The sequence below is a fragment of the Pseudorhizobium tarimense genome, from assembly GCF_022968135.1.
Taxonomy (GTDB): Bacteria; Pseudomonadota; Alphaproteobacteria; order Rhizobiales; family Rhizobiaceae; genus Neorhizobium; species Neorhizobium tarimense.
This window is the reverse complement of sequence record NZ_JALJRA010000026.1, coordinates 13,626-35,822: the sequence shown is the minus strand read 5'-3', so window position 1 is coordinate 35,822 and position 22,197 is coordinate 13,626. Positions and strand designations below refer to the sequence as shown.

Annotated in this window: 17 protein-coding genes and 1 pseudogene; 14 read left to right on the top strand and 4 right to left on the bottom strand. The window is 61.1% G+C overall.

Going from position 1 to position 22,197, the window contains the following annotated elements; all coding sequences use genetic code 11:
- The first annotated feature begins 115 nt into the window (after window positions 1–115).
- The 12 genes and pseudogenes from MUU54_RS22280 to MUU54_RS22225 all read left to right on the top strand — a co-directional run.
- Entirely contained in the window at window positions 116–1,594 is a 1,479-nt protein-coding gene (locus MUU54_RS22280; RefSeq protein ID WP_247246154.1) for an NAD-dependent succinate-semialdehyde dehydrogenase, read from the top strand.
- Window positions 1,595–1,607: 13 nt separating this feature from the next.
- The gene (locus MUU54_RS22275; RefSeq protein ID WP_247246153.1) at window positions 1,608–3,011 is read left to right on the top strand and encodes an aspartate aminotransferase family protein; all 1,404 of its coding nucleotides are present in this window, start codon (window positions 1,608–1,610) and stop codon (window positions 3,009–3,011) included.
- A gap of 170 nt (window positions 3,012–3,181) precedes the next feature.
- Entirely contained in the window at window positions 3,182–4,630 is a 1,449-nt protein-coding gene (ehuR, locus tag MUU54_RS22270; RefSeq protein WP_247246152.1) for a MocR-like ectoine utilization transcription factor EhuR, read from the top strand.
- A 65-nt stretch (window positions 4,631–4,695) separates the two neighbouring features.
- Window positions 4,696–5,715, top strand: coding sequence for a hydroxyectoine utilization dehydratase EutB (eutB, locus tag MUU54_RS22265; protein WP_247246151.1), 1,020 nt, complete (start codon window positions 4,696–4,698; stop codon window positions 5,713–5,715).
- Window positions 5,712–6,725: an ectoine utilization protein EutC gene (gene eutC, locus MUU54_RS22260; protein ID WP_247246150.1), complete on the top strand. Its 1,014-nt coding sequence runs from the start codon at window positions 5,712–5,714 to the stop codon at window positions 6,723–6,725. The genes eutB and eutC overlap by 4 nt, the downstream gene beginning before the upstream one ends.
- Complete coding sequence (gene doeA / locus MUU54_RS22255; RefSeq protein ID WP_247246149.1) at window positions 6,722–7,900, top strand: ectoine hydrolase DoeA; 1,179 nt, start codon at window positions 6,722–6,724, stop codon at window positions 7,898–7,900. Before eutC ends, doeA begins: the two co-directional genes overlap by 4 nt.
- A 4-nt stretch (window positions 7,901–7,904) precedes the next feature.
- Window positions 7,905–8,912, top strand: coding sequence for a N(2)-acetyl-L-2,4-diaminobutanoate deacetylase DoeB (gene doeB / locus MUU54_RS22250; RefSeq protein ID WP_247246148.1), 1,008 nt, complete (start codon window positions 7,905–7,907; stop codon window positions 8,910–8,912).
- A gap of 68 nt (window positions 8,913–8,980) precedes the next feature.
- Window positions 8,981–9,832, top strand: coding sequence for an ectoine/hydroxyectoine ABC transporter substrate-binding protein EhuB (gene ehuB / locus MUU54_RS22245; RefSeq protein WP_247246147.1), 852 nt, complete (start codon window positions 8,981–8,983; stop codon window positions 9,830–9,832).
- A gap of 55 nt (window positions 9,833–9,887) precedes the next feature.
- Window positions 9,888–10,553: an ectoine/hydroxyectoine ABC transporter permease subunit EhuC gene (gene ehuC, locus MUU54_RS22240; protein ID WP_247246146.1), complete on the top strand. Its 666-nt coding sequence runs from the start codon at window positions 9,888–9,890 to the stop codon at window positions 10,551–10,553.
- A 12-nt stretch (window positions 10,554–10,565) separates the two neighbouring features.
- Window positions 10,566–11,258 carry an ectoine/hydroxyectoine ABC transporter permease subunit EhuD gene (gene ehuD / locus MUU54_RS22235; protein ID WP_247246145.1) on the top strand — a complete coding sequence of 231 codons (693 nt, stop codon included), beginning with the start codon at window positions 10,566–10,568 and terminating at the stop codon, window positions 11,256–11,258.
- Entirely contained in the window at window positions 11,255–12,034 is a 780-nt protein-coding gene (gene ehuA / locus MUU54_RS22230) for an ectoine/hydroxyectoine ABC transporter ATP-binding protein EhuA (protein WP_247246144.1), read from the top strand. The genes ehuD and ehuA overlap by 4 nt, the downstream gene beginning before the upstream one ends.
- A gap of 132 nt (window positions 12,035–12,166) precedes the next feature.
- Window positions 12,167–12,550 (top strand): annotated as a pseudogene (locus MUU54_RS22225) (phage integrase N-terminal SAM-like domain-containing protein); the annotation flags it as partial.
- Between the two features lie 667 nt (window positions 12,551–13,217).
- On the opposite strand, the gene groL reads toward MUU54_RS22225, so the two are convergent.
- Together groL and groES are read right to left on the bottom strand one after the other, a co-directional pair.
- The gene (gene groL / locus MUU54_RS22220) at window positions 13,218–14,843 is read right to left on the bottom strand and encodes a chaperonin GroEL (RefSeq protein ID WP_247246143.1); all 1,626 of its coding nucleotides are present in this window, start codon (window positions 14,841–14,843) and stop codon (window positions 13,218–13,220) included.
- 48 nt (window positions 14,844–14,891) lie between these two features.
- Window positions 14,892–15,206 (bottom strand): co-chaperone GroES, encoded by a 315-nt coding sequence (gene groES / locus MUU54_RS22215; RefSeq protein WP_247246142.1) that lies wholly within the window; start codon window positions 15,204–15,206, stop codon window positions 14,892–14,894.
- 276 nt (window positions 15,207–15,482) lie between these two features.
- On the opposite strand from groES, the gene MUU54_RS22210 reads away from it, so the two are divergent.
- The gene (locus tag MUU54_RS22210; RefSeq protein WP_247246141.1) at window positions 15,483–15,755 is read left to right on the top strand and encodes an usg protein; all 273 of its coding nucleotides are present in this window, start codon (window positions 15,483–15,485) and stop codon (window positions 15,753–15,755) included.
- Between the two features lie 688 nt (window positions 15,756–16,443).
- On the opposite strand, the gene MUU54_RS22205 is transcribed toward MUU54_RS22210, so the two are convergent.
- Together MUU54_RS22205 and MUU54_RS22200 are read right to left on the bottom strand one after the other, a co-directional pair.
- Window positions 16,444–16,713, bottom strand: a complete 270-nt coding sequence (locus MUU54_RS22205) for a LysR substrate-binding domain-containing protein (protein ID WP_247246140.1) — start codon at window positions 16,711–16,713, stop codon at window positions 16,444–16,446.
- A 404-nt stretch (window positions 16,714–17,117) separates the two neighbouring features.
- Window positions 17,118–18,749 carry an FAD-dependent oxidoreductase gene (locus MUU54_RS22200; RefSeq protein ID WP_247246139.1) on the bottom strand — a complete coding sequence of 544 codons (1,632 nt, stop codon included), beginning with the start codon at window positions 18,747–18,749 and terminating at the stop codon, window positions 17,118–17,120.
- A 523-nt stretch (window positions 18,750–19,272) separates the two neighbouring features.
- Between MUU54_RS22200 and ligD the strand changes: the two genes are divergently transcribed.
- Complete coding sequence (gene ligD, locus MUU54_RS22195; RefSeq protein ID WP_247246138.1) at window positions 19,273–21,927, top strand: DNA ligase D; 2,655 nt, start codon at window positions 19,273–19,275, stop codon at window positions 21,925–21,927.
- The last annotated feature ends 270 nt before the right edge of the window (window positions 21,928–22,197 follow it).

Genomic DNA, 22,197 nt, shown 5'->3' with positions numbered 1-22,197 from the left:
CGGAATTCCTGCGTCTAGCTCGGAAGTTAGCCAAATTCCTGCGCCTCCTAGCACGGACACGCAGCGCCATGATCATCACTCACAACTAGACTGCGTGTAAACCCTTGGAGGCCTCATGCACGGTATCGCTATAGCTGCCCTTAGAGATTTGAAGCGACCGGATCTGTTGGAGCGCCGCGCCTTCTTATGTGGGGGATGGGTGGAACGTCGCGAAACAATGCCGGTCATGGATCCCGCCACTCAGGATCATCTCGCCGACGTTGCTTCCTGCTCCCTGGAAGATGCGGACACTGCCGTGGAAACGGCCAAGCGCGCCTTTCTCGACTGGCGCGAGAGGCTACCGGCTGCACGCGGGAAGATCCTGCGAAAATGGGCCAGGCTGATGCGTGAGAATGCTCAGGACCTCGCCAGCATCATGACGTGCGAACAGGGCAAGCCCCTGGCGGAATCTCTGGGCGAGATTTCCTATGCTGCGAGTTATTTCGACTGGTTCGCTGCCGAAGGCGAGCGGGCCTATGGCGAGACGATTCCGAGCCATCTGCCCGGTAGCCGCCTTTCGGTGCAGATGCAGCCCCTGGGCGTTACCGTTGCCATCACACCCTGGAACTTCCCCGCCGCCATGATCACCCGCAAGGTCGGCGCCGCTCTCGCGGCAGGCTGTACGATGATAGTCAAACCGGCACCCGAAACACCACTCTCCGCGCTAGCCCTCGCGAAGCTCGCCGAACACGCTGGCATCCCTGTAGGCGTCTTTCAGGTTCTCACCGGCGAAGCTGCGCCACTTGCCCGGCGCCTTCTCGAGAATACCGACGTGCGAGCGTTTTCCTTCACCGGTTCGACGGAGGTGGGACGCATCCTTCTCGCCCAATCTGCAGCGACCGTGAAGAAAGCGTCGATGGAACTCGGGGGCCATGCGCCTTTCATCCTGTTCAACGATTACGATCTTTCCAGATCCGTCAGCGACTGCATCAAGGCAAAGTTCGCCACGTCCGGCCAAGACTGCCTTGCGGCCAACCGCATCTATGTCCAGCGCAGCATCTACGATCGTTTCGTTGATCGGTTCGCGAAGGCCACGCGCGAACTCAACGTCGGGCACGGCCTCGAGCCCGGCGTCGAAATCGGCCCGATGACGCGCCCCTCCGTTGCCGGAAAGTGCCGCCAGCAGATTGCGCAAGCCTTGTCGGCTGGCGCCCGTCTCGTTTGTGGCGGCCAAGACAGCCCGCTTGGCGGCAACTTCGTCACACCGACCGTGCTTGCCGACGTCACCGACGACATGGTGATCGCGCACGAGGAGACCTTTGGTCCCGTGGCTGCGATCCTCTCCTTCGATGACGAGACGGACGTGCTTTCCCGTGCCAATTTCACGGAGATGGGCCTCGCAGCCTATGTCTATACCAACGATCTCGGACGGGCGATGCGTCTGACCGACCGGCTCGAATACGGCATGGTTGCCGTCAACACACCGAAGTTCACCGGTGCACCGATCCCCTTTGGGGGCTGGAAGCAATCCGGCCTCGGCCGTGAAGGGTCACGCCACGGTCTGCTGGAATATCTCGAAGCAAAATACGTCTGCTTCGGCAACCTCGCTGCATAAAAGGAGCCTCCCCATGACCATCAACCTCGACCAGATCGCCGAAATGGACCGTAGTTCGGTCCTGCATCCTTTCACGCAGCTCAAGGACTTCGCCTCAGGCAAGATGGGCAACCCGACGATCGTAGAGACCGGCAAGGGCATCCGTATCCAGGATGCACATGGCAAGGAGCTGATCGACGGTTTCGCCGGGCTCTACTGCGTCAATGTCGGATACGGCCGGACGGAAGTCGCCGAAGCCATTTCCCGCCAGGCCTACCGGCTCGCCTACTACCACTCCTATGCCGCCCACACGACGGATGAACTGGCGATTCTCTCCGATCGCCTAGTGAGGATGGCACCGGGCAAGATGAGCAAGGTGTTCTATGGGATGTCCGGCTCGGACGCCAACGAGACCCAGGCCAAGCTCGTCTGGTACTACAGCAACCTGCGTGGCAAGCCGAACAAAAAGAAGATCATTTCCCGCGAGCGTGGCTATCACGGCTGCAGCGTCGTTTCCGGTTCGATGACCGGCATGAGCTTCTATCACGACCACATGGACCTGCCGCGGGCAGGGATTCTCCATACTGGAGCGCCACATCATTATTGGGGCGCGGAAGCGGGCGAGACGGAGCAGGAATTCTCCAAGCGCCGCGCAGATGAGCTCGAGGCTCTGATCCTGCGCGAGGATCCGGACATGATCGGCGCCTTCATCGCCGAACCGGTCCTCGGAACCGGGGGTATCACGCCGCCGCCGCAGGGCTATTGGGAGGAAGTCCAGACGGTCCTCAAGAAGTACGATATCCTGCTCATCGCCGACGAGGTCATTACCGGCTTCGGGCGCACCGGCTCCATGTTCGGATCGCAGCATTACGGCATCGAACCCGACCTGATCACCGTCGCCAAGGGGCTGACCTCCGCCTATTTCCCGCTCTCGGGCGCGATCGTCGGCGAGAAGGTGTTCAAGGTGCTGCAAGACGGGGCCGACGGCGTCGGCGCATTTTCCCATGGCTATACCTATTCGGGCCACCCGATCGGCGCCGCCGCGGCAAACGCCGTCCTCGACATTGTGGAGAAGGAGGACCTTCCGGGCAATGCCCGCACAGTGGGCAGCTATTTCCAGGAGCAGCTGAAGGCGAGGTTCGCCCAGCTTCCGATTGTCGGCGAAGTGCGCGGCGTCGGACTGATGGGCGCCATCGAATTCGTAGCGGACCGGGAGAAGAAGACGCGGTTCAAGCAGAACCTGTCGGTCGGAGCACGCGTGTCGAAGGCGGCGCGCGAGCGCGGCCTCATCGCCCGCGCCATGCCGCATGGCGACATCCTTGGTTTCGCTCCGCCGCTGGTGACGACGAAGGCCGAGGTCGACGAGATCGTTTCCATTGCCGAAGCCGCGGTTCGTGCCGTCATGGACGATCTGGTGCGAGTCGGGGAAGCGGTTTGACTAGACTAATCCGGACCGGCGGCCTTTCACCCCGGCCGCCATCTGCTCCATCCACAGCACATTGCTTATGAGGAAGGCAAAGACAATGTGCGACTGCATAGTGCTTCATCTTTTGCACTGAAGCATGCATAATGTCATGAAATTAGGTTCTCGAATAACGAGGCAATTTCATGCGTCGCCAAGCCAATCCCCACACCACCGGTCCCGTTCTCACGACGAGACCGGTGGTGTGGCGGCCGGACCTCATCAAGCAGAAGGGCGTGACGAAGCACGCGGCGCTGACCGAGCGCATCATCGCCGATATCGATGCTGGCGTGCTGAAGCCGATGGATCGCATGCCGACGCACCGCGACCTGGCTCGCGATCTCGGTCTTTCGGTCCAGACCGTCAGCTTATCATACAAGGAAGCGGAACGGCTGGGCTTCCTCAGCGGCGAGATCGGCCGGGGCACCTTCGTCAAGGCCCGCGTGACCGACCGCGCCGGGCGCATGATGCTCGATCACAGCCCCAACGAGGTGCTCGACCTTTCCATCATCCGCGGAGTGTATATCGACGAGCATGAGGCGGCCTGCCGCGAGATCTTCCACCAGCTTGCCGAAAGCGACACTGCAAGCTTCATGCGCCCCTGTCGGCCGATTGCAGGCCTTGACCGGCACCGCGAGACGGCGCGCCTCTGGCTGCGCAGACTGGGCGTCACGGCCGGTGCCGATCGCATCCTCGTCACCAATGGCGCAGCCCACGGCGTCTTTCTCGCGCTCAGCTGTATCGCGCGCCCGGGCGACGTGATCCTGTGCGAAAACCTGACCGATCACGGCATCATCGGCCTGTCCAACGTCCTGGGCTTCAGCCTGAAGGGCCTGCCCACGGACGGCGAAGGCATCTTGCCTGACGCACTGGAGTCGGCCTGTGCTGCCGGCGGAGTACGCGCGATGGTCCTGATCCCCACCCTCAACAATCCCACGGGGCACGTCATGGGAGCCGTACGGCGGAAGGAGATCGCCGCCATTGCCGCTCGTTACGGTATTTTCGTCGTGGAGGACGAGGTGTGCCGCCCGATGGTCGACGAGGATCTCCCGTCGATGGCAGAAATGCTGCCGGAGCTCGGCTTCTTCGTCACCAGCTTCACCAAGACGGTGCTGACGGGACTGCGCGTCGGCTATCTGGTGGTCCCCCCGTCCTATTCGATCCGCGCTGCGTCGATCCTGCGCGTGTCGAGCTGGAGCGGCACCTATCTGAGCGGTGAGATCGCGACCCGCTGGATCGAGAACGGTACGGCCCAGAGGCTGCTCGACGTCCAGCGCCGAGAGGCGCGCGCACGCCAGTCAGTCGCGGCGACAGTCCTTGAGGGGCATATCGCCTCCAGCCACCCGCTCGCGCTCTGCGCTTGGCTGAAGGTTCCGGCTCACTGGACGGAAGACAGGCTGGTGCGCGCCCTCGCAAATCAGAACGTCGCCGTTTCGCCGTCGGAACCCTTCATCGCCGGTGCCGGCCACGGCGGCGGCATCCGCATCTGTCTTGGCGGACGGATGAGCCATGCGACACTCAGCAATGCACTGACGACCGTGCGCAACACTTTCGAGCAGCTGCCGCCGGTCTATGATATAGGCTCCATCGGCTGACGCTCGCGATGAATCATTGCATCATGACAATATAACAATTGACTTGATTTTTCTTCGCTCGCAACATGACAATCATGAAGAGCGCGTGCCCGTCCAGAATGATCGAGAATACTGTTCTGCCGGTTTCGCTGGCGGACATTGAACGGGCTGCCACACGCATCGCGGGCCGGGTGGTGCGCACGCCTCTCACCCCTTCTCCCACCTTGTCCAAACGCGCCGGCCAGCCCGTTCATCTCAAGCTCGAGACGCTGCAGCCGATTGGCGCTTTCAAGCTGCGCGGCGCCATGAACGCGATTCTGTCGCGCGACAACGCGGCGAGGCGGCGCGGCCTCGTCACCGCCTCGACCGGAAATCACGGTCGCGCCGTCGCCTATGCCGCACGTGAACTCGGCGTGCCGGCCACCATCTGCATGTCGTCGCTGGTTCCGGCCAACAAGGTCGAGGCTATCCGTTCGCTCGGTGCCAATATCCGCATCGTCGGCGTCTCCCAGGACGATGCGCAGGATGAAGTAGAACGTCTGGTGCAGACTTTGGACCTCACTCCGATCCCGCCCTTTGACGACGTCGACGTTGTGGCCGGTCAGGGTACGATCGGCCTTGAACTCGTCGAGGACCTGCCGGATCTCGCGACCGTGCTCGTTCCCCTTTCCGGCGGCGGGTTGGCGGGTGGCATTGCCGTCGCGGCGAAGGCCTTGAAGCCGCAGGCACGCATCATTGGGATTTCCATGGAGCGGGGTGCGGCCATGTATGCCGCCGTCGCCGCCGGCAAGCCCGTAGCGGTCCGCGAGGAGGAGACGCTGGCGGACTCGCTCGGAGGCGGCATCGGGCTGTCAAACCGAGTCACCTTCGCGCTCTGCCGCGCCCTTCTCGATGACGTCGTCCTGCTGACCGAGGACGAGATCGCTGCTGGTATCCGGCATGCGGCACGAGAAGAAGACCAGGTCGTGGAGGGGGCGGGAGCAGTCGGCATGGCCGCCATCCTGGCGAACAAGGTTCAACTCCTTGGCCCTACTGCCGTCATCGTTTCCGGCCGCAACATTGATCCTGCGATACACCGGAGCCTCATCGGGAGGAGCACCCGATGAACCGTATACGCATCCTGACGGAAGGCGATCTCCGCGCCATCGTGAAGCTCGACGCTTCTGCCGTCGATTGCGTGGAGCAGGCTTTCGTGGCGCTTGCCACCAAACCTGTCGCAATGCCGCCGATCCTGCGCCTCGACATCCACGAATTTCGCGGCGAAGTGGACGTCAAGACCGCCTACGTACCGGGCTTCGACAGCTTCGCCATCAAGGTCAGCCCCGGGTTCTTCGACAATCCCAAGCTCGGCCTGCCCAGCCTCAACGGGCTGATGATCCTGCTGAGCGCCAAAACCGGGCTGGTCGAGGCCCTGCTGCTCGACAACGGCTATCTCACCGATGTGCGCACGGCCGCCGCGGGTGCTGTCGCGGCACGCAATTTGTCGCGCGAGGACTCCTCGGTTGCCGCAATCTTCGGCGCGGGGATGCAGGCGCGGTTGCAGCTTCAAGCCCTGGCGCTGGTGCGGCCGATCCGGTCGGCCCGCATCTGGGCACGTGATTCCGGGAAAGCGCATAGGCTTGCCGATGAATTCGAACGCCAGAACGGCATCGAGGTCACTGCCGTGGCCGACCCGCGCGAGGCGGCAAGCGGCGCCGACATCATCGTCACCACCACGCCGACGGATAAGCCGATCCTGATGGCGGAGTGGCTGGAGCCGGGCCAGCATTTGACTGCAATGGGCTCGGATGCCGAGCACAAGAACGAGATCGATCCAGCGGTTTTTGCTCGGGCAACCTATGTGGCAGACCGCATCACGCAGACCCGCATCCTCGGCGAATTGCATCATGCCATCGAGGCTGGGACCACAACCGTGGACCAGCCGTTTGCGGAACTTGGAGCCGTCATCGCCGGCAAGGCCAGGGGCCGGATCGGGCCCGACGACATCACCTTCGCCGACCTCACCGGAACCGGTGTGCAGGATACCGCAATTGCCAATCTCGCGCTCGCCCGCGCAGCAGATGCAGGATGTGGCCAAACAATCGAGAATGATGTGAACATGGGAGATGCGGCGTGAGCGTGACGCTGAACTTTACGCGCCAGGAATATGCCGAGCGCTTGTCCAAGACCCGTCGCGCCATGGAAAAGGACGGGATCGACCTCCTCATCGTCACCGATCCGTCCAACATGCACTGGCTGACCGGATATGACGGCTGGTCCTTCTACGTGCATCAATGCGTCCTGGTGCCGCCGAGCGGCGAGCCGATCTGGTATGGTCGTAAGCAGGATGCCAACGGCGCCAAGCGCACCGCCTATCTCGACCATGCCAACATCATCGGCTATCCCGACCATTACGTGCAGTCGACCGAGCGCCACCCGATGGATCTGCTGTCGCAGATCATCGACGAACGCAAATGGTCCAGCCTCACGGTCGGCGTCGAGATGGACAACTACTACTTCTCGGCGGCCGCCTTCGCTTCCCTCCAAAAGCATCTGCCGAATGCTCGCCTCAAGGATGCGGCTGGCCTCGTCAACTGGCAGCGCGCCGTGAAGAGCCCGACCGAGCTCGACTACATGCGCAAGGCTGGCAAGATCGTCGAACTGATGCACAAGCGGATCGTCGACGTCGTCGAGCCGGGTATGCGCAAGTGCGACCTCGTCGCCGAGATTTATGATGCGGGCATACGCGGCACCGCGGAGTTCGGTGGCGATTACCCGGCGATCGTCCCGCTTCTGCCTTCCGGGGCGGATGCATCCGCTCCTCACCTCACCTGGGACGACAAGCCAATGCGCTCGGGTGAGGGCACGTTCTTCGAGATTGCCGGCGCCTACAAGCGCTACCACTGCCCGCTCTCACGCACCGTCTTTCTCGGCAAGCCGACGCAGGCCTTCCTCGATGCGGAACAGGCGACCCTGGAAGGGATGGAGGCAGGCCTTGCCGCCGCAAAGCCCGGAAATTCCTGCGAGGACATCGCCAATGCCTTCTTCGCGGTGTTGAAGAAGTACGGGATCATTAAGGACAACCGCACCGGCTACCCGATCGGACTTTCCTACCCGCCGGACTGGGGCGAGCGCACGATGAGCCTGCGCCCCGGCGACCGGACGGAGTTGATGCCCGGCATGACGTTCCATTTCATGACAGGTCTCTGGCTCGAAGAAATGGGACTGGAAATCACCGAAAGCATTGCGATCACCGAAACCGGCGTCGAATGTTTCTCCAATGTGCCGCGCCAGCTGTTCGTGAAGGCATGACATAATGCTAACCACCGCGCCCCGCCCCTCTCCCATCGCTCCTTCAGTCGATTTCAACATGAAGGGTTCGCAGCACGGCCATCTGCGGTTGCCCTACAGCCGCGATGACAGCGCCTGGGGCTCGGTGATGATCCCGATCTGCGTCATCGCCAATGGCAGCGGGCCGACGGCGCTTCTCACCGGTGCCAACCATGGCGACGAGTATGAAGGCCCGGCCGCTCTCTTTGAACTGGCGCGGACACTTGATCCGTCGCAAGTGAGCGGGCGCATCATCATCGTGCCGGCGCTGAACTATCCGGCCTTCAGGGCCGGCACACGGACTTCGCCGATCGACCGAGGGAACCTGAACCGAAGTTTTCCGGGCCGGCCGGACGGCACTGTGACCGAGAAGATCGCGGACTACGTGACACGTCACCTGATCCCGTTGGCGGACATCGTGCTCGACTTCCATTCGGGCGGAAAAACCCTCGACTTCCTGCCCTATGCCGCCGCCCACGAACTGACGGACAAGGCGCAGGAGGCACGTTGCTTCGAGGCGGTCGCGGCCTTCTCCGCGCCGTACTCGATGAAGATGCTGGAGATCGATGCGGTCGGAATGTTGGATACGACAGCCGAGGAAATGGGCAAGGTCTTCGTCACCACAGAGCTCGGTGGTGCCGGCACGGCGAGCGCCCAATCGATCGACATCGCCCGCAAGGGCACCCTCAACCTCCTGCGCCACGGCGCAATACTGAAGGGTGCGCCGCAGATCCGGCCGACCCGTTGGCTGGACATGCCGTCGAGTGACTGCTTCACCTTCGCGGAAGACGACGGGCTGGTTGCATTCGTTCGCGATCTTGGCGATCCGGTCGCGGCGGGCGACGTGATCGCCCGCGTCTACCCCGTCAGCAGGACCGGCGTCCCACCCATTGATTACCGCGCCGCCATGGATGGCGTGCTCGCGGCCCGACACGTTCCCGGCCTTATCAAGGCCGGCGACTGCCTCTCCGTCATCGCAACGATCACGGAGTAGATTGACCGGAAGTACGACGTGAGACCCGAAAACGGGCCACGAAAAATGCTAACCAGAGGAGAATAGACATGCAGATCTCAAGACTCTCCGGGCTATCCGCCCTTGCGCTCGTGATGGGCGTCACGTCCGCCAACGCCCTTACCGTCGAAGAGGTGAAGGAGCAGGGCTATATTCGCGCCGCGACGGCGAACGAAGTCCCATATTCTTACATGCAGCCCGACGGCACCTCGGCCGGCATCGGACCGGACGTTGCGAACGCCGTCCTGAAATCCATGGGCATCGAGGAGGTCAACTGGACAGTCACGCCGTTTGGGACACTCATTCCGGGCCTCAAGGCGAAGCGTTTCGACTTCGTTGCGGCCGAGCAGAACATCTCTCCGGAGCGCTGCAAGCAGGTTGCCTTCACAGAGCCAAACTCGTCCTACGGTGAAGGGCTCCTGGTCAAGAAGGGCAATCCCAAGGGACTGACGACCTATGCCGACATTGCCAAGGATCCTTCGCTGACGGTTGCCGTGGTTTCCGGTGCCAACAACGTTGACTTCCTGCGCGCCGTGGGCGTCAAGGACGAGCAGATCGTCTTCATCCAGGCGAACGCGGACGCCATCCCGACCGTTCAGAGCCGGGTCGACGCCTATGCGGCCACTGAGCTGACGGTTTCCGAGCTCGCAAAGGGCCAGGAACAGGTTGAGCAGGTTTCGCCGTTCGAGGATCCGATCGTCGATGGTGCACCAGTGCGCAACTATGGCGGCTTTGCTTTCCGTCCGGAAGACAAGGATCTGCGCGATGCCTTCAACGCAGGCCTAGTCGAGTTCCGCAAGACGGACGAGTACAAGGCGATCCTTGGCAAATACGGCCTATCGGAGCAGAGCATTGCGGCCGCCGCCGCGAAGAACGTCGCAGATCTCTGCGCTGGGAACTAGCAACGGTCGGCGCCCGGGCCTCCCGGGCGCTACAGCTTGCAAGGGAGACACCCGAATGGACTGGAGTGCATACCTGCCGATGATCCTGCAAGGTGCTGGCGTCACCATGACGATCACGCTTGCCTCGATCGTTATCGGCGCGGTACTTGCGTTCTTCTTCGGCATCCTGCGCGTCGAAGGCGGGCCGGTGCTGTCTACGATAGCGCTGTGCTACACGGAGGTGTTTCGCGGCACCTCCCTGCTCGTCCAGCTGTTCTGGTTCTATTACGCGCTGCCGCTGGTCGGCCTTAGCTTCGAGCCTATCACGACCGGAATCTTGGTTCTCGCTGCCCATGCCGGCGGCTACGGTGCGGAAATCGTCCGCGGTGCCCTATCCTCCGTCTCCACGCAGCAGCTGGAGGCTGCCCGCGCCTTAAACTTCAATCGTTTTCAGACACTGTTCCGGATCTCACTGCCACAGGCGATCGTCGAGATGATGCCCGCCTTCGGCAATCTCGCGATCGAAACGCTGAAGCTGTCCTCGCTCGTCTCGCTGATCTCGATCGCCGATCTTACTTTCACGGCGCAGTCGATCCGCAATCTGACCTTGGACAGCGCAAGCATCTATTCCGTCACGCTCCTCTGCTACTTCGCGATGTCCCTAGTGCTGATGGTTGCCATCCGTATCATCGAACATGTCGTCAGGCGCGGCGATGTCTTCCCCCGCTCGGCCCATTCCTGAGGAAGTGTCGATATGATGTACGGCTACGAATGGGATACGACCACCTGGCTCACCTACACGATTTCGATCCTTCCGATCATCCTGATCGGCCTGACGGTGACCTTGAAGGCGGCGGCAGCGGGCTTTGCCATCGCGCTGGTGCTTGGCCTCGTGTTCGCGCTGCTACGCCGCAGCCGGGTAAAGGTCATCTCCTGGACGACAGCATTCGTGGTCGAATTCCTTCGCGACACGCCGCTCCTGGTGCAACTCTTCTTTCTTTACTACGTGCTGCCGAACTTCGGGATTGTCCTTCCCGCCTTCCTGACGGGGGCGCTGGCACTCGGGCTGCAATATGCCGCCTACACCTCCGAGGTCTATCGCGGCGGCATCGAGGCGGTGGGCCGGGGCCAGTGGGAAGCAGCCACCGCGCTGAACCTCACCCGGATGCAAACTTACCGCGACGTCATCATTCCGCAGGCCATCCCGCGCATCGTGCCGGCCATGGGCAATTACCTCGTCGCGATGATCAAGGAAACGCCGGTGCTTTCCGTCATCACGGTTCTTGAGATGATGGGGCTCGCAAACATGATCGGCGAACGCACCTTCGAATATCTCGTGCCGCTGACCCTCGTTGGCCTGATCTTCCTACTCCTGACGCTGATCTGCTCCGCCGGTCTTCACCGGCTGCAGAAGGCTCTCCCAAAAGCAGGAATTCCCTTGCGATGAACGAAACCAACGATCCGCACATCATCGAGTTTTCGGACGTCACGAAGCGTTTTGGCATCCTTACGGTGCTCGACAACTTCAACTTCTCGGTGGCGAAAGGGGAGAAGGTCACGCTCATTGGCCCCTCCGGCTCTGGCAAATCGACGGTGCTGCGCATTCTGATGACGCTCGAGCCGTTCCAGGAGGGCAAGCTGACGCTCGCGGGCACCTCCTACCACGAACCCGGTGGCAAAGGACCTTTCCAGGCGTCGGAGACGCACCTGCGACAGATCCGCAACCACGTCGGCATGGTCTTCCAGAGCTTTAATCTCTTTCCGCACATGACCGTCCTTCGCAATGTTGTCGAGGCCCCTGTTCGGGTCCTCGGGATGGCGCGGGCGGAGGCAGAGGCGCGGGCGATCAAACTGCTGCAGATGGTGGGACTGGCAGACAAGAGGGACCACTACCCGGTGCAGCTATCGGGCGGACAGCAGCAGCGGGTGGCGATCGCCCGGGCGATGGCCATGCGGCCACGCGTGCTGCTGTTCGACGAGCCGACCTCCGCACTCGATCCGCAGCTGGTCGGCGAGGTGCTGTCGGTCATACGCGACCTGGCGCACGAGCATGACCTGACCATGTTGCTCGTGACCCACGAAATGCGATTTGCGCGCGAAGTGTCCGACCGGGTCTGTTTCTTCGATAAGGGGCGGATCTGCGAACAGGGCGCGCCGGACGAAATCTTTGGCCAGCCTAAGAACGAGCGGACACGCGAGTTTCTAGCTTCGGTGTTGGGTTAGGCAGCCCCGTCTTCCGGCCCTTACTAGTGCCTGATTCGTTCGCATTGTTCAAATGTAACCACAATTGTAGCACTTGGCGGAACCCGATTATGCTAAGGTATAAGGGGCGTATCGGATGAACGGGAGATTACCATGATTGAGATGAGCCCTCTACGCCAGCGGATGATCGAGGACATGACGATCCGCAATCTGTCGTCCGCCACACAGCGATCCTATCTGTATGCGGCGGTAACGAAGTTCTCGCGCTATTTTGGGCGATCGCCAGACCGTCTTGGGCTGGAAGACGTGCGCGCATACCAGGTGCATCTGGTGTCGATTGGTCTCTCCTGGCCGACTCTGAACCAGACAGTCTGCGCGCCGCGGTTCTTTTTTGGCGTAACACATGGGCATGATGAGATACCGGAGCGCATCGCCTATGCCTGTACGCCATCCAAACTGCCGACAATCTTGCATGGTGACGTGCGCTTTCTCGAAGCGATACCAAGCCTGAAGACAAGAACGGCGCTGACGACGGCTTAGGCGGCAGGGCTGACATGCCATTCATACGTTAAAGTCGAGATCCGGCCCACATGCTGTGATGCGTACAAAAATGGTCTGGGCCGACTGACCGGTGACAAGCTCTGCGGGGGTTCGCGTGAACCCTCTGACGGATCATTGGGCAACTTTGACGTAAGCCATCGTCGTTCTGGCGGCCATCAGGAAGTCGCGTTGCCGTGAATGCTTTCACGCCCCATGCCATACGGGTCGCTCAAATAACCAGATGTATGTGCAGACGGTCAATGACCAGGGTTCGCGTACTCGATTGGCGTTGTATCAGACCAATATGCCTATGGACCTGGGATTCTCGAAGATACGAAAGCGACATCATTCTGGACGCTTGATCGAACGGAGCCAATAGATCCTCCGATAGCACTCCCGGATATGGCATCTATAGCGTTCTCGGCGGAACGGACGAGAGTCCGGGCTGCTTCCAGCCTGGCCGCCTCAAGCCTGTCCAAAATCGCCAGTCAAGGCGGCTGTCTCTTTCGCAAGGCACAGGTTTTCAACACAACCGTCTCTGTCGGCGATTATGAGCAGGGTTGCGAGGCAGCGCAAGGTGGGCGCCGCGGCTTCTTCTGTCACGGCGGGAAGATATAGATCGGAGCCCGCCTTCGGCTGAAGACGGGCTTTGGTGAACGGAAGCTTAGAAGTCCATTCCGCCGGCAGGCATTGCCGGGGCGGCTTCCTTCTTCGGCTTCTCGGCGATCATGGCTTCCGTCGTGACAAGAAGGCCAGCAACTGACGCCGCGTCTTGTAAAGCGGTGCGAACAACCTTGGCCGGATCGATCACGCCCATGGTGTACAGGTCACCATACTCGTTGGTCTGGGCGTTCCAGCCAAAGGAGAAGTCTGCCTTCTCGCGCAGCTTCCCGACGATGATGGAGCCTTCAGCCCCAGCGTTCTCGGCGATCTGGCGCACCGGAGCCTCTATCGCCCGGCGGACGATCTCTACGCCCACACGCTGGTCGGCGTTCGGCGTCTGCAAGTTGTCCAAGGCCTTCACAGCGCGCAGCAGTGCAACGCCACCGCCCGGCAGTATGCCTTCCTCGACGGCAGCGCGGGTCGCATGCAGAGCGTCGTCCACGCGATCCTTCTTCTCCTTCACCTCGACTTCGGTCGAGCCACCAACGCGGATCACGGCAACGCCGCCCGCGAGCTTGGCAAGACGTTCCTGCAGCTTCTCCCGATCGTAATCGGACGTCGTCTCCTCGATCTGGGCGCGGATCTGGTTGGCACGACCATCGATCTCGGCCTTGGAGCCGGCGCCGTCGATGATGGTCGTGTTTTCCTTTTCGATCGACACCTTCTTGGCGCGGCCGAGCATGTTGAGCGTCACGTTTTCGAGCTTGATGCCGAGGTCTTCGGAGATGACAGTGCCGCCCGTCAGGATCGCGATGTCTTCGAGCATGGCCTTGCGGCGGTCGCCGAAGCCCGGAGCCTTAACGGCAGCGACTTTGAGTCCACCGCGCAGCTTGTTGACGACGAGCGTTGCAAGAGCTTCGCCTTCGACGTCTTCCGCGATGATGAGCAGCGGCTTACCGGACTGAACGATAGCTTCCAGAACCGGCAGCATAGCCTGGAGGTTGGAGAGCTTCTTCTCGTGGATAAGGATATATGGATCCTCGAGCTCTACGCGCATCTTGTCCTGGTTAGTGACGAAGTAAGGCGAGAGGTAGCCGCGGTCGAACTGCATGCCTTCGACGACTTCCAGTTCGGTCTCGGCGGTCTTGGCTTCTTCGACGGTGATGACGCCCTCGTTGCCGACCTTCTCCATGGCTTCTGCAAGGTAGCGGCCGATCTCAGTGTCGCCGTTCGCGGAAATGGTGCCGACCTGGGCGATCTCCGAATTGTTGGAGATCTTGCGTGCGTTACTCTTGAGCTCGGCGACCACTGCGTCCACCGCAAGATCAATGCCACGCTTCAGGTCCATCGGATTCATTCCCGAAGCAACAGCCTTCGCACCTTCCTTGACGATGGCCTGTGCAAGAACCGTCGCGGTTGTGGTGCCATCACCTGCCAGATCGTTGGTCTTTGACGCGACCTCGCGCAGCATCTGCGCACCCATGTTCTCGAACTTGTCTTCCAGCTCGATTTCCTTGGCGACGGAAACACCGTCCTTGGTAATGCGCGGTGCGCCGAAGGATTTGTCGATTACGACGTTACGACCTTTCGGTCCAAGCGTCACCTTCACGGCATTGGCAAGAACGTCGACCCCACGCAGCATGCGTTCACGGGCATCGATGTTGAACTTGACGTCTTTAGCAGCCATGGTTCACTCCTCTATAGGCAGCTGGTTATGACTGAAACTGCGGCGCCCTCAGGCGGCCTTCTTCTCGGCGACCTGGGCTTCGATAACACCCATCACGTCACTTTCCTTCATGATCAGAAGGTCCTCACCATCGATCTTGATCTCGGTGCCGGACCACTTGCCGAACAGGATCCGGTCGCCGACCTTTACGTCGAGAGCGACGACCTGCCCCTGTTCGTTGCGGGCACCCGGACCCACGGCGATGACCTCGCCTTCCTGCGGCTTTTCCTTGGCAGTGTCGGGAATGATGATGCCGCCTTTGGTCTTCTCCTGCGAGTCAACTCGGCGCACCAGAATGCGATCATGCAGCGGTCGGAACGTCATGTTTTCCTCCTGGACAAACGATGATGATCAATCCCCCTACCGGACCGGATGACCAATCCGGGCGGGTGCCGTCCTCTATGTGAGCAACCAGCGGCAATCGATTTGGTTGGGCGAGAGTCAGGATTCAAGATGATGAAGCTAAAAAAGTTAGCAGTCCAGGAGATCTGCTGACAAGTGCCTGACGGCTATCGTCTTTTTATGCTTGCTTTGGCTCTGCCAGTTGAAAATCGCTTGCCTTTGCGGCAGGCTTGTCTGTCGTGGCAAGGAGATACAAGAATGCGATTTTCGTCCGATATCGAATGCCAGCTGAGCGGCTACGGGCTGACCACCGCCCATATTCTCTATCATATCCCGGATTTTGAATCGGTACTGCAGACCTATGTCTGGCAGGACTATGATCGGGCACCGGACTTCCCGGAGATGCGACGTTTCCTTGACTTCTGGGCCAGCGAGCTAGACGGGCCGCTGCACTCGGTGCGCTACACCCACCGGCGGCTGATCGGCCCTCAGGAGTGGCGGCAGATCAACGGCGAATTCAAGATTCACTAAGGGAAGAATGCGGCCTGCTCCCATTCAAACCGGCAGTTGCTGCATGGCGCTTATCCAGTTTCAGCTGTTGCCGCGACCGCGGACGGAGGGACCTCTTATTCAAGCAGGTCGTAGCTGCGAACAATGACGACATGCTCCCGTTCGATGCTGGCTTGTCCACCACTTCGCATCGAGCGCTTTCGCCGGCGCGGCGATGGCCGCGGTCGAAGGAGGAGGCAACGTGTGATTGATGACCGAGAACCACCGAAGCCTGCGTGCTACGCTGGGCTAACGTTGGAGGACAGCGAGCCTTCGCCTTGAACGGAATTGAACGCGCGAGCGATCGTCTAGCCGCCAATCTAGAAGGCGGCTTTTTCAAAGAGTGATCCGATCACCTCACGCAGCCAGCGCTGTGCGGGGTGAACGTCGTTGCGCCTGTGCCATGCCATGTCGAACTTCGCTGTACCAAGCTCCATGGCGGCTTTAGGACACGAAGCTGTTCGCGATACCCGAAGCGTAAACGACGCCCTTCATCAGCGTCGCTATAAGGTCGAACGACGCGACGAGCGGGGGCGCCGCGTACATCTGCGGCAGGGTCAGCGCGAGGCGCCGCCGCAGCCCAGCTTCCCAAGCGCGGCATCCACCATCCCGAAGCGCTCGTTTCCCGGGGATACCAACAGATGCGACATCTGAAGAAAGACATCGAGCGTCAGCTCAGCGTCTGCTTGCGGATGCTCCTTGCGAAGGAGCAGACGAAAGCTTCCTCGAACAGATGTTCGCTCAGGATGCGGCCGGCAGGCGTGTGCGGCACTCCGACCGTCAGATCTAACTCTCCTGAATCCAGGAGCGAGATGACCTCGTTGCGGTGGTCGAAATTGCGGATCCGCAAAACGATGCCCGGCGCCCGAGCCAAGATGGCAAGCAGTTTTGGCAGCACAACGAATGCTGCGTGCTCGGAAAGGCCAATCGATAGGTTCACTGTTGACTTCGAGGGGTAGAACACCTGCGTAAACTCCAGCGTTCGCTGAATTTCCGCCAGCGCGCATGGCCAAGCGGTTCGGCCAGATCAAGCGCCCGCGGCGTTGGCTGCAACCCCTCTGGGCCACGGATAAACAACTCATCCTGCAAGAGAGCACGCAGACGAGACGCTTGTCCCCTCCCCTTTCTCGAGCAAAAAACCTCTTCCATGCCCGAGTTACATTTACTGACCTTCTTAACGTGTTTACCGGGCCCGCTCAGCGTGGAACGGCTGAACTGGCAAACGCAGTGCAACGGTCGCATTCCCATCATTAGCTGCCAAGCGACACCTGTCGATCCGTCCAAAGATGGAAAAGCCGATCCAGTCTCTGGTGAAGCGCCGACGCCTCGCCGCCGGTCGAGCGCTTACGCCCCCGCCAGCCCCCTAGGCCGCGCATCCGGTTCGCGTGAAACACGTTTTTGTCTGACCTCTGCCAAATGCTCCGCCAGCCGAAGGGCGAGCGCCACGGCGGGCAGCGTTGGATTGGCATGTCCTCCGGTGGGAAACACGCAGGCGCCGGCTAGATACAGATTGCTGATCCGGTAAATCCGGCAGTTCGTGTCAACGACCCCATCCTTCGGATCGGAGGCCATACGGGCGAGTCCAATCTGGTGATACCCGTCGAAGGCTTGAGCAAGCACGCTGCGAAACCGCTCCTCTTCGGGTTGGAGATAGTCCAGCTTGCCGTAGCCTTTCGCCCTCAGCCACTGGTCGAGAAGATGGTGCGCGTGAAGGACGGAAAGGATATCCGCATCCTGGACGCGATAATCGACCTCCAGAGTTAATGCTTCTCCGGGCTCCCCTTTCAGCTGAACGCGACTGACCGGATTGGGCGCCTGTTCGGCGTGGTATCGCAGGAGAAATCGACCGGAAGGGTTGGTCAGCATGCCGCGCTCGCCGTCCTTCCAGATCTGCCGAAGCATCCCAATCATTCGCGCCGCCGATGCATCCTGGCTGCGGATGTTTCGCAGATGCCGGAGGAACTCGCCTTTCCTTCGTGGCCCGGAACGCGGCGCGAGCCCTCTGGAGAGCCAGCGATAGGTGCCGCTTGCCTTAGCGAGAAGGTAGAGGAGCGAGAGGCTTCCGGAGCCGTGGGACGGATCCGAGATCGAGATTGCGTCGAGCCAGAAGACAATGTTGAGGAGCCGCTCGCTTTTCTGGTGCTCCGGAGCAGGCTGCAGCCGCCGGCGGTAAAGATAGCCATTGGCATCTACGACGAGAGACATGTCGGCAATTGTCTGCTCGTCATTCAGATGAGCCACCGCAAGATAGCCGGTCAGATGGCCCTGATAGAAGCGGCCGAGCGGCCCTTCCAGGCCGCCGAACAGGGCAGGATGGTCCCTCTGCATCCCCAGCAGAAGCCGCGCGATTTCAAGGCCGCCCGCGGCGAAGACGACCTCATGGGGCGTAACAACCTCCCTCCCATCGTCCAGTCGGAGCGCATCCACGCGACCGTCCTCCCCAAGCGCCACGCCGATGACGCTGGCGTTGGTGAGCACGGTGATGCTCTGAGACCGAGTCAGCCTCTGCTCATAGACTGGCGCGATAACAGGGGTCCTGCTCCATCGCTCCACCGCATCGAGCGTAAATGCCTCGCCCGCGAGTTCCGTTACCGACGGCAAGTCGCCCTGCCCCGCCTGCAGGAACTTCGCTGCAGCGGGATAATGCGTAGAGAGAGAAGCGTGCGGTATGGGCCATCCAGAATGAGGCACATGCTCCCGCTCCTCGAAGTCGAGGTCGTCGAAGGGAACGCAGCGTCCGCCCCACAAGGCAGAGGTCCCACCGATCCCGCGATACGTGGATGCGCGCGGGTGAGCGTGGTTCCCTGCGAGGAATTCCGTCGAGGTGGCTCTTGAGCCTGAGGGGCCGCTTTCGAGGATCAGAACCGAAAGACCCAGCTCCTCCAGCCTGAGCGCCAGTGCAAGACCGACAGGCCCCGCGCCGACAACGCAAACATCTGCCGTCGGAAGGGGAGCCGCTCGGTCAGACACGATCATCGAGCATCATTCTTGAAATGCATGGCCTCGGCCACCTGGTGAGTTTGGTTCCGCTGGTATCTAACGGAGGATCGATAGCAGGAAATGCGTTCTTCAGTGGATATCGTTTGAACGACCGCGAAATGTAGAGCTTCGGCTGAAGCTTGGGGCTCATCTTTTCCAATATTCCACCCTACGAAGAACCCGTCCACAGCCGACCGCGCCGGCTATATGAGGAGGTAGCACACCGACAAGGTCTTCAATAACCTGCCATCTCGCGCGATCCTAATATGGACAGCATGCACTTGCCACGAAATTGCAACGGCGCTTGATGCGATGGCCCTTACCGACTCCATGGAACAGAACGACATCTTTTGCTTTTTGCTTGCTGAGGTCGCGTGCTGTGTCGACTCGACCGGACGTGACAGGGACGACGAACTCCTCATCGCGGCCAACGGATTGGCAGCCGAGAGTCAAACCTGTCCGGCCGCGCCTCATCCCCGTCGTCATCCGACACGGGAGGCGGATTTGTACCGGGACTGCCATGCCCAGCGACAAGCTCTCGACCTATACGCAGAAGCGCGATTTTCAGAGAACGCAGGAGCCGAGCGGTGCAGCGAAACTGAAGGCATCGAACCGTAGGCGCTTCGTCATCCAGAAGCATGATGCGACGCGGCTTCATTATGACTTGCGGCTCGAACTCGACGGTGTCTTCAAGTCCTGGGCGGTGACCAAGGGGCCATCGCTCGATCCGCACGACAAGCGTCTCGCCGTCGAGGTCGAGGACCATCCGTTAGACTACGGGGACTTCGAAGGTACTATTCCGAAAGGCCAATATGGCGGCGGCACGGTCATGCTCTGGGACCGGGGCTATTGGGAGCCGGAGGGCAATAAGACCCCGGAGCAGGCACTCGCCAAAGGCGATTTCAAGTTTACGCTGGAGGGCGAGCGGCTGCATGGCAGCTTTGTGCTGGTGCGCATGCGCAACGATCGCGACGGCGGCAAGCGGACTAATTGGCTGCTGATCAAGCATCATGACGATTTCTCGGTCGAGGAGAACGGCGCCGCCGTGCTTGAGGAGAATGCAACGTCAGTCGCGTCTGGCCGGACGATGGAAGCGATCGCTGCCGGGAAGGGGAAGAAACCGCAACCGTTCATGGTGCAGAGTGGGAACATTAAGGCGGACACCGTCTGGGACAGCAATCACGGAATGGCGGCAGAGGAACGTGCCGCGGATACGAAGACAAAGCGGAAGCCAGCACGGCCGAAAGCGGCGAGGCCTGCAATGCCGGAGTTCATTCCTCCGCAGCTCTGCGAAACGCTTGAGCGCCCACCCTCGGCCGACGGATGGATCCACGAGATCAAGTTCGACGGTTATCGCATCCAGATGCGCATCGAAAACGGTGAGGTGACGCTGAAGACCCGCAAGGGCTTGGACTGGACCGCAAATTATCCGGCGATTGCCAGCACCGGCGCTGCCCTTCCCGACGCGATCATCGACGGGGAGATCTGCGCCCTAGACGAGAACGGTGCGCCGGACTTCGCCGCGCTGCAGGCGGCGCTGTCGGAGAGTAAGACCGACGCCCTAGTCTACTTTGCCTTCGACCTGCTGTTCGAGGGCAATGAGGATCTGCGGCAACTGCCGCTGACCGAGCGGAAGGAACGGCTGCAAAAACTATTTGATGATACTGGCGAGGATCCGCGCCTGCGGTTCGTCGAACATTTCGAGACTGGTGGCGATGCAGTCCTTAAGTCGGCGTGCAAGCTCTCGTTGGAAGGCATTGTCTCCAAGCAAGCCGACGCGGCCTATCAATCCGGCCGCACCGAGACCTGGGTGAAGTCCAAATGCCGTGCTGGCCATGAAGTCGTTATCGGCGCCTATGCCAAGACCAACGGCAAGTTTCGCTCCTTGTTGGTCGGCGTCTTCAGAGATGACCACTTCGTCTATGTCGGTCGGGTCGGGACCGGCTATGGTGCAAAGACAGTCGATGCGATCCTGCCGAGGCTACGGGAGATCGAGGCGGGCAAATCACCGTTTACCGGCATCGGCGCTCCGAAGAAGGATCCCAACATCGTCTGGGTCAAACCCGAACTGGTCGCCGAGATCCAATTCGCCGGGTGGACGGCGGACGGCCTGGTCCGCCAGGCGGCATTCAAGGGATTGCGCGAAGATAAATCTGCAGTCGAAGTCGAGGCCGAAAAGCCGGCTTCGCCGGGAAAGTCGGACACGCCGGCGCCGGCTGTGACAAAGCCATCGGGACCGGCACGTGGCAAGAATGCCAAGGCGCAGGTGATGGGCGTGATGATCTCCAACCCGGACAAGCCCCTCTGGCCGGATGCCAATGACGAAGAGCCGGTCACCAAGGAAAATCTCGCCCGCTATCATGAAGCCGTCGGTCCATGGCTGATCGACCATATCAAGGGACGGCCATGCTCGATCATTCGGACGCCGGATGGCATCGGCGGGGAGCAATTCTTCCAGCGGCATGCGATGCCGGGAACGTCGAACCTGCTCGAACTGGTCAAGGTGTTCGGCGACAAGAAGCCCTATCTCCAGATCGATCGGGTCGAGGGCCTTGCCGCCATTGCCCAGATCGGCGGCGTCGAGCTGCATCCCTGGAATTGCGAACCGGGTCAGCCGGAGGTTCCGGGGCGTCTCGTCTTCGACCTTGATCCCGGACCTGACGTCCCCTTCTCCACCGTCGTCCAAGCCGCTCGGGAAATGCGCGATCGGTTGGAGGAACTGGGCCTCGTCAGCTTCTGCAAGACGACCGGTGGCAAGGGTCTGCACGTGGTCACGCCGCTGGCCGTGGCAAAGGGCAAGAAGCTGACCTGGGCGGAGGCAAAAGGGTTCGCTCACGATGTCTGCCAGCAGATGGCACGCGAGAACCCTGACCTTTATCTGATCAAGATGGCCAAGAACCAGCGCAACGGCCGGATCTTCCTCGATTACCTGCGCAACGACCGCATGGCGACGGCGGTCGCGCCGCTGTCGCCCCGTGCCCGGCCGGGTGCGCCTGTATCAATGCCGCTCACTTGGAGCCAAGTGAAGACGGATCTTGATCCGAAACGCTTCACCATCCGCACCGTCCCGGCGCTCTTGTCGAAGACGACGGCCTGGCAGGATTACTGGAGCGGGCAGCGCTCGCTGGAGCAGGCCATCAAGCGGCTGGCGAAGTCGATGAAACAAGCCGCCTGACGCGCAGTCTGTCAGATACCATAGCGTCGATCGAGTTCATTGAGCGCCGATTGCACTTCATCGATGGAAACCGGTTCCGGTGCTCCAGGAAGAGCGGATACCGGCTTCGAATCCACCGCGTAGAAGTCCGAGGCCATGCAGCCAGGATAGTCCGCTTGTCGTCTGCGCAGAGTGCAGTCGCTCCCACCACATCTGTCGGCGGCTCAATCTCGTGCCCTGAAGCAGGGATCGTCGGTCCCCACGCCCTTGCATTGCTCGCGCCCTGCTGAA

What these genes read in the sequence shown, in the direction of transcription:
- MUU54_RS22280 (WP_247246154.1), top strand. Translation starts at nt 116, where the DNA reads ATGCACGGTATCGCTATAGCTGCCCTTAGAGATTTGAAGCGACCGGAT.
- MUU54_RS22275 (WP_247246153.1), top strand. Translation starts at nt 1,608, where the DNA reads ATGACCATCAACCTCGACCAGATCGCCGAAATGGACCGTAGTTCGGTC.
- ehuR (WP_247246152.1), top strand. Translation starts at nt 3,182, where the DNA reads ATGCGTCGCCAAGCCAATCCCCACACCACCGGTCCCGTTCTCACGACG.
- eutB (WP_247246151.1), top strand. Translation starts at nt 4,696, where the DNA reads ATGACAATCATGAAGAGCGCGTGCCCGTCCAGAATGATCGAGAATACT.
- eutC (WP_247246150.1), top strand. Translation starts at nt 5,712, where the DNA reads ATGAACCGTATACGCATCCTGACGGAAGGCGATCTCCGCGCCATCGTG.
- doeB (WP_247246148.1), top strand. Translation starts at nt 7,905, where the DNA reads ATGCTAACCACCGCGCCCCGCCCCTCTCCCATCGCTCCTTCAGTCGAT.
- ehuB (WP_247246147.1), top strand. Translation starts at nt 8,981, where the DNA reads ATGCAGATCTCAAGACTCTCCGGGCTATCCGCCCTTGCGCTCGTGATG.
- ehuC (WP_247246146.1), top strand. Translation starts at nt 9,888, where the DNA reads ATGGACTGGAGTGCATACCTGCCGATGATCCTGCAAGGTGCTGGCGTC.
- ehuD (WP_247246145.1), top strand. Translation starts at nt 10,566, where the DNA reads ATGATGTACGGCTACGAATGGGATACGACCACCTGGCTCACCTACACG.
- ehuA (WP_247246144.1), top strand. Translation starts at nt 11,255, where the DNA reads ATGAACGAAACCAACGATCCGCACATCATCGAGTTTTCGGACGTCACG.
- groL (WP_247246143.1), bottom strand. Translation starts at nt 14,843, where the DNA reads ATGGCTGCTAAAGACGTCAAGTTCAACATCGATGCCCGTGAACGCATG.
- groES (WP_247246142.1), bottom strand. Translation starts at nt 15,206, where the DNA reads ATGACGTTCCGACCGCTGCATGATCGCATTCTGGTGCGCCGAGTTGAC.
- MUU54_RS22210 (WP_247246141.1), top strand. Translation starts at nt 15,483, where the DNA reads ATGCGATTTTCGTCCGATATCGAATGCCAGCTGAGCGGCTACGGGCTG.
- MUU54_RS22200 (WP_247246139.1), bottom strand. Translation starts at nt 18,749, where the DNA reads ATGATCGTGTCTGACCGAGCGGCTCCCCTTCCGACGGCAGATGTTTGC.
- ligD (WP_247246138.1), top strand. Translation starts at nt 19,273, where the DNA reads ATGCCCAGCGACAAGCTCTCGACCTATACGCAGAAGCGCGATTTTCAG.